This window comes from Oceanobacillus sp. B139/18, from assembly GCF_055524595.1.
The window spans coordinates 103,932-115,820 of record NZ_JBVFXI010000003.1; the positions used below are offsets into that span (position 1 = coordinate 103,932).

An 11,889-nucleotide genomic window follows, 5' to 3' on the forward strand; every position below is an offset into this window, starting at 1 on the left:
AGTAACCGCAGTCCCAGCCCCTGTGGGAAGAACCCCGCAGGAAATAAGCGTGACTTTAGCTCTGTCTGCGCCTGTCGGCTTGCCAATCAGCAAGTCTTCTTTAAAGAATGCTGAGCTCGGGGCCCACCGAAAGCTTAGTGTATTTCTGGGACCTAAGATTACTCACCCCATGAAACCCGTTGGAGCGGCTATCCTTAACATTTTATTTCTTACTCTTTAAAAAACTTTATATGAGCTTCAATTCTTTTTGATTAATTACTTATTATACTATCAAACTTCATAAAAAAGTATTCTTATCTTAATGATATGATTTATTTTCAAAAAAGACACTTTTTCAGTTATTATATTTTAATAAAAAACACGAAATAATGGCTCACACTGCGAATGGTTTCGCTCCAAGCCACTATTTCGTGCCTAAAAAGTTAATTTACTTTAAGCTGACAAATTTTCCTTAATACACATGCTCCACTTCATAGCCTTTGTCTTCAAGCTCTGTGATAATACTTGGTTCTACGGTAAAGTGTGCTGTGCCTACGAAAACAAAATACACCTGACCGCTATCCTCCTGTAAAATATCATCCAGGCTATTTGCCATGTCAATATTCCGGTTATCATTTAATTCTTCCATATACTCCGCATTGATTCCAGCTTCTCCATAGTCATCAGACATCGTTTCCATCGCTTCAATGTCTCCTTCAAGCCAAGCTTCAGCAAGCTCCTCCATCTCTTCTGGAGCCTCTTCATAGCCATCAATCGCTAGTTCCAATGTCTGTATTTGCGTTTCCATCGAATAACCGCTCAGCACTTCAAATTGTTCCTCTGCACTTTCTAATGAAATAATTTCCTTCTCATCCTCTGTTGCTTTTTCAAGGAAGTATAAATCAACAGCTTCTTGTGAATCAACGTCGCTGGACATGGTTGTAAATTCAAGCAGCATCATCTCTACGAACCATGGCTGAAATTCATTCATTGTTTCCAAATCTAATCCATTCTCTTCAAAAATAGAAGCAAGCTCTTCATATGTCTCATCGGAAAGTTCATCTTCCAATGTTGTCCCCTCTTCCAGCATGGCATACTCTAAGACCTCTTCCTGAGCTGGCATTTCCTCCAGCAGATTAAATTCTGGCAGTACCACATCCGCACTGTCAAACGCTTCTTCAATCGCTGGATCTAATGGATAAAAGTCATCCGTTCCTAAATGGATGGTTCCTTGTAAGTACATTTCGGTATCACCGGATTCTACCTTCCATAAGAAACCGCCTTTTCCTTCACCGCTCTCTGCTTCTTCTTTCTCTGCTTCATCAGCACCAGCCTCATCCTCTTCTGTTGCCGGCTCCTCTGCAGGATTTTCTGTTTCAGACGCGTCCTCATCCCCGCTGCATGCCGTAAGCATACCAGCAAGCAGAAGCGTGAATAATGCTAATAAAAGTTTTTTCATTCCCATTTTCCTCCTTAGTCTGCCTCATCATTTTTATTTATAAAAAATACAATACGTTCATTCTAACAGAATAACTTGAGTATTTGGAAAGCTTTTGAAATAATTCTATATTTTACTCACAAAGAATTGCTCCTAAAGATTTACTAAGAATGATTATTTATGTACAAACTCGTTTACTAAAATACTTTTTATCATATAAATCATACGCATCAATGTACAAAAAAAAGTGACTTCCACAGAAGCCACTTTTTTTATTCAATCTTTTTAGCATACTTAACCGATAGAACCTTCCATTTCGAAGCTGATCAATCGATTCATCTCAACCGCATATTCCATTGGAAGTTCTTTTGTAAATGGTTCAATGAAGCCCATAACGATCATTTCTGTTGCTTCTTCCTCTGATAAGCCGCGGCTCATTAGATAGAAGAGCTGTTCCTCAGATACTTTCGAAACTTTTGCTTCGTGCTCTAAGGAAATGTTGTCGTTTAGAATTTCATTGTACGGAATCGTATCTGAAGTAGACTCGTTATCCATAATCAGCGTATCACACTCAATATTGGAACGAGCTCCGTCTGCTTTACGTCCAAAGTGTACCAGTCCGCGGTAAGATACTTTTCCGCCTTGTTTAGAGATAGACTTCGAAACAATGGTAGAAGACGTATTTGGAGCCAAGTGATGCATTTTCGCACCAGCATCCTGTAATTGTCCTTTTCCAGCTAAAGCGATAGAAAGCGTATTTCCGCGTGCGCCTTCTCCTTTGAGCAGGATAGCAGGATATTTCATCGTTAACTTCGAACCAATGTTTCCGTCAATCCATTCCATGGTTGCATTCGCATCACAGGTCGCACGTTTCGTAACCAGATTATAAACGTTATTTGCCCAGTTTTGAATCGTTGTATAACGGCAGTAGGCATCCTTTTTAACAATAATCTCAACAACAGCACTGTGAAGCGAGTTCGTTGTATAAACAGGTGCTGTACAGCCTTCGACATAGTGTACAGATGCGCCTTCGTCTACAATAATCAGCGTACGTTCAAACTGTCCCATATTTTCAGAGTTAATACGGAAGTAAGCTTGTAATGGCGTTGTTGCTTCCACGCCTTTTGGCACATAGATAAATGAGCCGCCGGACCAAACTGCCGAGTTTAATGCAGAAAACTTATTGTCTGAGTAAGGAATAACCTTACCAAAATATTCTTTAAACAGCTCTTCATTTTCTTTAAGTGCTGTATCTGTGTCCTTAAAGACGATGCCAAGCTCTTGAAGATCTTCTTTCAAGCTGTGGTAAACAACTTCTGATTCATACTGTGCAGATACACCGGCAAGATATTTTTGTTCTGCCTCCGGGATACCTAATTTATCAAACGTCTGCTTGATTTCATCAGGCACTTCATCCCATGTTCTGCCTTGTTTCTCAGAAGGTTTTACATAATAAACAATCTCATCGAAGTCTAAACCTGTAAGGTCTCCGCCCCATTGCGGCATTGGACGGCTATAGAAATGCTCCAGTGCCTTCAAGCGATAATCCAGCATCCACTGCGGCTCTTCCTTCATTTTCGAAATTTCTTTAACAATATTTGGCGTTAATCCTTTTTCTGTACGGAAAATAGATACGTCTTTATCGTGAAATCCATATTTATACTCTTCCATTTCCGGCATATTTTTTGCCATTGTTAATAACCTCCCTCTGACAGATTAAAAGCTCTGTCTTATTCGTTGTGTACACCCTTTTCCATGGCTTTCCAAGCGAGTGTTGCACATTTGATCCGTGCAGGAAATTTGGAAACTCCCTGAAGTGCTTCAATATCTCCCATCTCCTCTGAATCGACGTCATGTCCTAACATCATTTCAGAGAAGGCTTCTGACATTTTCAATGCTGCTTCCACTTCCATTCCCTTGATTGCCTGTGTCATCATCGATGCGGATGCCATACTGATCGAACAGCCTTCTCCCTGGAATTTCGCGTCCTTTACAATGCCATCTTGTACATCTAATTGTAATTGAATACGATCCCCGCAGGTCGGATTGTTCATATCTACTGTCACAGATTCTTTCTCCAGGGTTCCTTTGTTACGCGGATTTTTATAATGATCCATAATAACTTGTCTATAAAGTGTATCGAGGTTATTCAAAGCCATTCCCAAAATACTCCTTTGTCTTTAACAGCCCAGCTACTAAAAGGTCAATATCCTCTTTGGTATTATAAAGATAGAAACTCGCTCTGGCTGTTGCTGTTACATCCAGCCATTTCATCAAAGGCTGAGCACAATGATGTCCGGCACGAACAGCGATTCCTTCTGCATCAAGCACGGTTGCTGTATCATGCGGATGTACATCATCCAGATTAAACGTAACCAGCCCGGCTCGTTTCTCCGGTCCATAGAGCTGAATACCATCGATGGTGCGCATCTGTTCCAGTGCGTAGGCTGCCAGCTCTGTTTCATGAGCTAGTATTTCATCTTGACCGACTTCTTGAAGAAAGTCGATTGCTGCTGCAAGTCCAATTGCTCCTGCAATGATAGGTGTACCGCCTTCGAATTTCCAAGGCAGCTCCTTCCATGTAGAATCGTATAGATTTACAAAATCAATCATCTCTCCGCCAAATTCAATCGGCTCCATGTTTTCTAAAAGCTCCTGCTTCCCATAAAGAACGCCAATGCCGGTCGGCCCGCACATCTTATGCCCTGAGAAAGCATAGAAATCGCAATCGATATCCTGCACATCCACGTTGATATGTGGAGCACCCTGTGCGCCATCCACAACCATCACAGCTTGATGCTGGTGTGCAATTTCGGCTATTTCTTTTATTGGGTTAATCGTTCCAAGAACATTGGAAACATGTGTTATCGCAACGATTTTTGTTTTTTCATTCACTATATTCTTTACATCGTCTAATAAAATCGAGCCGTCTTCCTGTAATGGCAGATATACCAGACGGGCTCCAGTTACTTTAGCAACCTGCTGCCACGGTATCAAATTACTATGATGCTCCATTGGCGTAATCACTATTTCATCATCCGGGCCGACGTTATCTCTGGCATAGCTTGATGCTACCAAGTTGAGTCCCGCGGTGGTACCCCGGTTAAAGATAATTTCTTTCGTGCTTCCCGCATTGATAAACTCCCGGACCTTTTCGCGTGCTCCTTCGTATTGATCGGTTGCTCTTGACCCGAGGGTATGGACCCCGCGATGAACGTTGGAATTATTTTGCTTATAATAATCATTCACCGCTTCAATCACCTGAATCGGCTTTTGCGACGTCGCAGAAGAATCCAAATATACTAAGGGGTGTCCATTTACTTCCTGTTGAAGGATTGGAAATTGTTCTTTAATGGCCTTGATATCCATTAATAAACTTTCCTTTCAATCACTTGTGTTAATTGCTTACGTACTGACTCAATTGGAATTTGAGCTACCACAGGAGCCAAGAAACCATGAATAACCAGGCGTTCTGCTTCTTCACGCTCTAACCCTCTGCTCATAAGATAATACATTTGCAGCGGATCCACACGGCCTACAGAAGCAGCGTGACCTGCTGTTACGTCATCCTCATCAATAAGAAGAATTGGATTGGCATCTCCACGGGATTTTTCACTCAGCATCAATACACGGGACTCCTGCTCAGAGTTCGATTTTGTGCCGCCATGTTCAATTTTACCGATAGCATTGAAAATCGTAGAGGCAGAACCCTTCATCACACCGCGCTGTAAAATATACGCATCGGTTTCTTTTCCGAATTGGCGAATGCTTGACGTGAAGTTCTGTGTCTGCTTTCCGCGTCCGACAGATACTGCTTTTGCTTCGGAAGCTGAATTATCCTCCATAAGGTAGGTAATGTTTTCAGAAACCGTATTTCCATCGTTCATTTGTCCAAGTGCCCAGTCAATTCTTGCATCACGTTTAGCAACACCGCGACGGTTCACATACGTAGTTGTGCCGGCAGCAAAGTTATCTACTGCACCGTAAGCAACCTGTGCGTTATCATGCGCAAATACTTCCGTTACAAGGTTCGCAACGTTTTCTTCTGTATCATTATGAGAAATATAGTTTTCTACATAGGTTAATGAGCTGCCTTCTTCTGCTACAACAAGCACGTGATTCAATAATGCGCTGCTGTTATCTTCCTGCCAGAAGATTGCTTGAAGCGGTTCTTCCACCTGTACATTTTTAGGAACATATACAAATACGCCGCCGTTCATCAGTGCTGCATGAAGCGCTGTTAAACGGTTCTGATCAACAGCAACTGCATCATTCATATAATATTTTTCAACCAGCTCGCTGTGCTCTCTGACTGCTGTAAAAATATCTGTGAAAATAACCCCTTTATCCTGAAGCTTCTGCGCAAGGCTGTTATATGCAGCTGTCTGATTACGCTGAATATATAGATTCTCCATGCTGGCATCTTCATCGAAGTATTCTTTTAATTCTTCAGGCAGTTCATCAAGAGAAGCGATTTTTGCCGCTTCTTTATAGGAATGCTGGAAATCTGTAAAATTCCAGTTTGAAATCTTTGTTTTATCTGGTTTTGGCATTTCTAGCGAATCAGCCATTTCCAAAGCTTTGGAACGAAGCGTAGCCATCCAGCCGGGTTCATTTCGTTCTTTGGAAAATGCCTGGATATATTCTTGATTGAATGAAAGCTTTGTTTCTACAGTCATGATTATCCCTCCTTACATTACGCGTTTTGTTCTGCAGTTTCTTCGTCTTCGATTCCTAATTCTTCTTTAATCCACTCGTAACCTTCTGCTTCAAGACGTTTTGCTAACTCTGGTCCGCCAGACTTCACAACGCGTCCCTGCATCATTACGTGTACGAAATCAGGTGTAATATAGTTTAATAGACGTTGATAGTGAGTAATAATCAAGCAGCCAAAATTATCCGAACGCATTTGGTTGATTCCTTTTGATACTACTTTTAATGCGTCGATATCCAGCCCTGAATCAATTTCATCAAGGATAGCAATGTTTGGCTCCAGCTGCATTAATTGCAGGATTTCGTTACGCTTTTTCTCCCCGCCGGAGAAACCTTCATTAAGGTAACGTGTTGCCATATTTTGATCAATATCAAGGTAATCTAAGTCCTTATCCAATTTTTTGATGAATTTCATCAATGGAATTTCATCGCCTTCTTCGCGTTTTGCATTAATCGCAGAACGTAAGAAGTCAGAAGTAGTTACACCGCTGATTTCACTTGGGTACTGCATTGCTAAAAACAGACCGGCACGGGCACGTTCGTCTACTTCCATCTCTAAAACATCTTCCCCGTCGAGGGTGATGGATCCTTCTGTTATTTCATATTTAGGGTGACCCATAATGGCAGATGCCAATGTGGATTTACCTGTACCATTCGGTCCCATGACAGCATGGAATTCTCCACCTTTAATGGTTAGGTCTACCCCTTTTAATATCTCCTTATCTTCAATAGATACGTGAAGATTCTTAACTTCTAATACTGAGCCTGACATAAATCATACCTCCAAAAACTGTATTTTAAATGAAATGAATATGATATCCATTCTCAATTTATTCTCATTACAATCTTAAAGCATTTCAAATTAATTCGCAACTGTTATCATTCGTCTTTAAAAAGCTTTTAACTATGCTTCTTTAGACGCTTTTTTCATGATCTGTTCCCATTTAAAAAGCTGATGCCCCGTGACATCAGCTTTTGTTATTTTTATCTTAAATTACCAGAAACTGCTTCTGTAGAAAGTCTCTTCGCCTTCTGGTATTCCTGTTCTCTTTCTTTTTCCACTTTTAACTTTTTATTCAAGCTTCGGTCATATTCCTCGTAATTGACACCTCTTGATTGACCAATTCCTTTTTCCATTTCCGAAGTGTAGCTTAAACCATTTTCAGTGGTAATAATAAATCATCCTTTCGGTTTGTTTAACACATTCAATATGCTAACACAGGTATGATTCCCGCTCAAAATCGATTTAAACTTATATTTTCGGATAATTTATGAAAATCTTTCGCTATAGGTGGATATACTCTCACATTCTTAGTATTCTTCGGAAATGCTCTTTATTCTGCATCAGTTGGTGTTGGAATTACAGCACCATCATAGTTATCCGTAATAAAATCCTGTATTTCTTGAGATTGCAGTACCTCTACTAATGTATTTAATGCTTCGCTGTCTTTGTCTTCTGAACGTACAGCTATAACATTTACATAATCTGATTCATCGCCTTCAATGAAAAGCGCATCTTCAAGTGGATTTAATCCTGCTCCGATAGCAAAGTTGGTGTTAATAACCACTAATGAATCTTCTTCACTATTATAAATATCCGGTGTAATCTCAGGAGCAACGTCCGGGTGGAAGGATAAATCTTTCGGATTTTCCTCAATATCGTCTATTGTTGCAGCAACTTTATCCACATCTTCATTTAATGTAATTAATCCATTTGCTTCAAATAAAGATAAAATTCTCCCCTGATCTGATACAGAGTTACTTAATACTACCTCTGTTCCATCTGGAATATCATCAATACTTTCAATACCTTGAGAATAGACTCCCATTGGTTCTACATGAACCCCGCCAATAGATTCGATCTCATATCCGGCATCCTCTATCGTTTGGTCAAGAAACGGCTGATGCTGGAAGAAATTCGCATCCAGTGTTCCATTATCTAAATCATCATTTGGTAAAACATAGTCCTCATACTGTTCAATTTCTAATGTAATTCCTTCTTCTTCTAATAATGGTGCAGCTTCTTCTAAAATTTCAGCATGCGGGATACTGGAAGCACCAACTGTAATTTCAGTCGGCTCGTCCCCTTCACTGCCTGTACCTTCTTCATTATTGGAAGAATCATCATTTCCTCCGCATGCTGCTAAGAATAAAATCAAACTTACAGCTGCTAAAAACCAAAGCTTTTTCATGTTGAACGCCCCTTTTTTATTTTTTATTATGTGAATCAAGAAATTCTTGAATAGCACCTTTCTTAACGCTTGTCTATCTTTCTGGTTATAGCATCCCCAATAAACTGGAAGATAAATACGATAATCACAATGATGACTGTGCTGACAAATACAACATCCCAGCTTTTCCGCTGAAATCCGAAATAGTAGGCATGGTTTCCTAATCCGCCTGCTCCAATCGCTCCTGCCATCGCAGTATAACCGATTAAAGCAATCGCTGTAACCGTCAGCCCCGATACAAGTGCAGGCTTGGACTCTGGAAGCAGCACCTTAAAAATAATCGTACTTGCTTTAGCTCCCATTGCTTTGGCAGCTTCTACAACCCCTTTATCTACTTCCTTCAATGCAATCTCCACTAATCTTGCATAGAATGGAGCAGACCCGAGGATTAAAGCCGGTAAAGCAGCATTAGGTCCACGCAGTGTCCCCACTACAAAATCGGTGAAAGGAAATAACAGCAGGATCAATATAATAAACGGAACAGCACGAAATACATTGACAAATGTTGCAACAACAAAATTAATCAATCGATTTTCCCAAAAGTTCCCTTTCGACGTTAAAAATAACAGCAGCCCTAAAAGTAAGCCAATAATGGCTGTGCCGACTAAAGCTATAATGGTCATGTAAAGTGTTTCTTGAGAAGCTTCTACTAAATCTTCTATCGTAACGTTTGGAAATAATTCCTCAAGCATGCTGAATTACCTCCAATTCAATAACATCCTGTTCTTCCAGGTACTTTATTGCCTCTTCCTGCTGATTACCTACCAGCTGAACGATCAATGTCCCATAGCTCCCGACCTGTGTCTGGGTGATTTTCCCCTGCAAAATATTAACATGGATATCAAAATTCTTCACAAGCTGGCTGATTACAGTCTGGTTTGCACTTTCTCCTAAAAACTGAATCCGTAATAACGCGCCCTCTTGATATCTTTTCTTCAACTCTGTCATGTCTTCCTCTTCCTCATCTGATCCAGTCAGCTGTTCAACAAATTTCTGCGTTACCGGCTGCTTTGGTCTGGTAAATACATCGAGAACCGTTCCTTCTTCTACTACTTTCCCCTGCTCCATCACTGCAACTCGATTACAAATTTTGCGGATAACATGCATTTCATGGGTAATCAAAATAATGGTTAAACCCAGCTTTTCATTAATATCCTGCAGTAAACGCAAGATTTGATTCGTTGTTTCCGGGTCAAGTGCAGAGGTTGCTTCATCACAAAGCAGCACCTTCGGAGAGTTTGCTAATGCTCTTGCAATTCCTACCCGCTGCTTTTGTCCGCCGCTCAGCTGTGCAGGATAGGCATTTTCCTTTCCTGATAAGCCTACTAATTCAACCAATTCCAGTACCCGCTTTTTCCGGTCGCTTTTCTCCACACCGGAAATCTCAAGCGGAAATTCTATATTTTCAGCGACTGTCCGGGACCAGAGCAGGTTAAAATGCTGGAATATCATTCCAATATCCTGTCTGGCGATACGCAAATCCTTTTTCGATAAGGAGGTAATAACCTGATCGCCGATTTTTATCGTACCTGTCGTTGGTTCTTCCAGCCTGTTAATCAAACGCACAAAAGTACTTTTCCCCGCGCCGCTGTATCCGATGACGCCATAGATATCTCCATCCGCTACGTTTAGATTTAAATTATCTACGGCGACAATATCTTTTTTTTCTAAAGAGAATATTTTCTTCAATCCTTCAATGGATATCACTTTATTTCACTCCTATATGTGTACAAACCTATTTTATTGTGTACGCTATATTTTCCTCTTCATTGAAAAAGCGTCTTTCTGCAAGAGAACAGAAAGACGCTTTATTATACACAATATCGTCCATTGCTCCCTTATCTTTACAGTTTCCTGCAGGAATTGGCACCTTTTCAATGATTGAAGGTTGCCGCGGTTTCAATGGGCCAGTCCCTCCACCGCTCTTGATAAGAGTTTGCCTATTTTTAAATGAAGTGCCATTATAGTAGCATGCCATTTGTGCCTTGTCAATCACAATCCCTAGCCATTCACTCAGGTTTCTGTGGAATCTGCTGCTTCTCGTATATTGAACCGTCCTCTTGTACAGAAAAAACTTAGTTGTTTATTGCTGTGAATAATTCCGGTTTGTATTTCATCAAATACTGATAAATATTTGCTGTCGATTGAAACGTGTACACTTTCTCAATCATTTTACCGTTTTCCATAAATGCAAGACATGGCACGCTTTCGACTTGATGAGACTGCATAAAATCAGGGTGCATGGACGCGTTCATCTCCGTAAAAATATCAGTTTTATGCAGTCTTTCTATTTTTTCAAGCATAGCGCGGGCTACCGTACATGTCCCGCAAAATGGTGTATAAATATATAGTATGAATCGTTGATGATTCTTTTCTTCTCCACTAAACTGTTTCAAGTTCATTCCCCTCAATCTTTTTCTTCCCATAAAATAATATATGCTGAGTGAAAGGATTACACTGATTGCGTATAAAACGACTTCGCATCTTTCCTTATTTATTTCCTCGGCGAATAGAATCCATTCTTATTTTAACGTTTTACGTTACCATTTTGCAAGGTAATTGAGATTGATTCCAATGCGTTTTCCTGCCAGAATACTTGCCAACATTCTTTTTGGGGTGGCGGCAACCTCACGAAATTCACTGCTTACATAAATATGCTCTGCGTGCGGCAGTTCCCTGGCTAGCTGTTTTCGGAGTTTCATTCCCGAATCATCCTCGTCCACCAGAATAAATACATCTGTATCGTCCAAATGATAATATTCCAACAGCTCTTCAAATTTTTCTACACCGATGGTTCCATTTGTACAAACAATGGTGATGGTATTGTCGTCAAGAATTTTTTCTAGATGCTTTTTATCAGATAACCCTTCAACGATTATGACTTTGTTGTAATCATCTTCCATCATCGTTTTGCACTCCTTATCGAAGTGATTAGGTAAACATCTTTTTTAACCTAATCCTATCCTATGCTTTTTCTATATTATATGAAAAGAAAAGAGCTAACTATACACGAATGTGGAAAAGTCAGCTCTTTTTCACCTATTTTTAGAGCCTTTTTTGAAAATTCAGGAGCAGCGCCTGTATTTTCTCTTTCTCTAAAATAGGTGTAATGTAATTTTATTATCCTTCGATAAATTCCTGGTATGCTTTCGAATCTAATAATTCCTCTAAATCTGCTTCATTCTCAAGTTCAATAACAATCATCCATGCTTTTTCATGCGGTGATTCATTCACAAGCTCTGGGCTGTCTTCCAGTTCTTCATTTACTTCTACCACTTTTCCGCTGACTGGAGCATACAGCTCGGATACCGTTTTAACAGATTCCACACTTCCAAATGGCTCTTCCAGCTCTAAAGAATCGCCGACTTCCGGTAATTCTACGAAAACAATATCGCCAAGCTCATCCTGTGCAAAGTCTGTAATTCCTATACGAACTTTTCCATCTTCTTTTTTTACCCATTCATGTTCTTTTGAATATAAATAATCATTTGGCAAGCTCATTTCGTATCCCTCCAACAAAACTTTATT

General features: G+C 40.2%; 13 protein-coding genes and 1 riboswitch. All 13 genes read right to left on the reverse strand.

The window, feature by feature from the left end:
- Positions 1-451: 451 nt before the first annotated feature.
- Entirely contained in the window at positions 452-1,438 is a 987-nt protein-coding gene (locus ACZSMY_RS10955; RefSeq protein ID WP_193063585.1) for a TraB/GumN family protein, read from the reverse strand.
- A gap of 273 nt (positions 1,439-1,711) precedes the next feature.
- Positions 1,712-3,109 carry a Fe-S cluster assembly protein SufB gene (gene sufB, locus ACZSMY_RS10960; protein WP_193063583.1) on the reverse strand — a complete coding sequence of 466 codons (1,398 nt, stop codon included), beginning with the start codon at positions 3,107-3,109 and terminating at the stop codon, positions 1,712-1,714.
- 38 nt (positions 3,110-3,147) lie between these two features.
- Positions 3,148-3,576 carry a Fe-S cluster assembly sulfur transfer protein SufU gene (gene sufU, locus ACZSMY_RS10965; RefSeq protein WP_042530566.1) on the reverse strand — a complete coding sequence of 143 codons (429 nt, stop codon included), beginning with the start codon at positions 3,574-3,576 and terminating at the stop codon, positions 3,148-3,150.
- A complete protein-coding gene (locus ACZSMY_RS10970) occupies positions 3,563-4,786 on the reverse strand; it encodes a cysteine desulfurase (RefSeq protein ID WP_212928770.1) in 1,224 nt (407 codons plus the stop codon). The genes sufU and ACZSMY_RS10970 overlap by 14 nt, the downstream gene beginning before the upstream one ends.
- A complete protein-coding gene (gene sufD / locus ACZSMY_RS10975; protein ID WP_042530562.1) occupies positions 4,786-6,096 on the reverse strand; it encodes a Fe-S cluster assembly protein SufD in 1,311 nt (436 codons plus the stop codon). Before sufD ends, ACZSMY_RS10970 begins: the two co-directional genes overlap by 1 nt.
- Before the next feature lie 17 nt (positions 6,097-6,113).
- Positions 6,114-6,902: a Fe-S cluster assembly ATPase SufC gene (gene sufC / locus ACZSMY_RS10980; RefSeq protein ID WP_042530560.1), complete on the reverse strand. Its 789-nt coding sequence runs from the start codon at positions 6,900-6,902 to the stop codon at positions 6,114-6,116.
- Between the two features lie 212 nt (positions 6,903-7,114).
- Positions 7,115-7,267, reverse strand: coding sequence for a hypothetical protein (locus ACZSMY_RS10985; RefSeq protein ID WP_175297017.1), 153 nt, complete (start codon positions 7,265-7,267; stop codon positions 7,115-7,117).
- A 197-nt stretch (positions 7,268-7,464) separates the two neighbouring features.
- Positions 7,465-8,322 carry a MetQ/NlpA family ABC transporter substrate-binding protein gene (locus ACZSMY_RS10990; RefSeq protein WP_341173150.1) on the reverse strand — a complete coding sequence of 286 codons (858 nt, stop codon included), beginning with the start codon at positions 8,320-8,322 and terminating at the stop codon, positions 7,465-7,467.
- Between the two features lie 62 nt (positions 8,323-8,384).
- On the reverse strand, positions 8,385-9,053 hold the full coding sequence (locus tag ACZSMY_RS10995) for a methionine ABC transporter permease (RefSeq protein WP_042530557.1): 669 nt from the start codon (positions 9,051-9,053) through the stop codon (positions 8,385-8,387).
- Positions 9,046-10,068 (reverse strand): methionine ABC transporter ATP-binding protein, encoded by a 1,023-nt coding sequence (locus ACZSMY_RS11000; RefSeq protein ID WP_465147782.1) that lies wholly within the window; start codon positions 10,066-10,068, stop codon positions 9,046-9,048. The genes ACZSMY_RS10995 and ACZSMY_RS11000 overlap by 8 nt, the downstream gene beginning before the upstream one ends.
- A 128-nt stretch (positions 10,069-10,196) precedes the next feature.
- A riboswitch (SAM riboswitch) is annotated at positions 10,197-10,296 on the reverse strand.
- Positions 10,297-10,436: 140 nt separating this feature from the next.
- Positions 10,437-10,757, reverse strand: coding sequence for a thioredoxin family protein (locus ACZSMY_RS11005; protein WP_374705738.1), 321 nt, complete (start codon positions 10,755-10,757; stop codon positions 10,437-10,439).
- A gap of 144 nt (positions 10,758-10,901) precedes the next feature.
- Complete coding sequence (locus ACZSMY_RS11010; protein ID WP_042530551.1) at positions 10,902-11,267, reverse strand: toprim domain-containing protein; 366 nt, start codon at positions 11,265-11,267, stop codon at positions 10,902-10,904.
- A gap of 214 nt (positions 11,268-11,481) precedes the next feature.
- Complete coding sequence (gene gcvH, locus ACZSMY_RS11015; RefSeq protein ID WP_042530549.1) at positions 11,482-11,862, reverse strand: glycine cleavage system protein GcvH; 381 nt, start codon at positions 11,860-11,862, stop codon at positions 11,482-11,484.
- Positions 11,863-11,889: the final 27 nt, after the last annotated feature.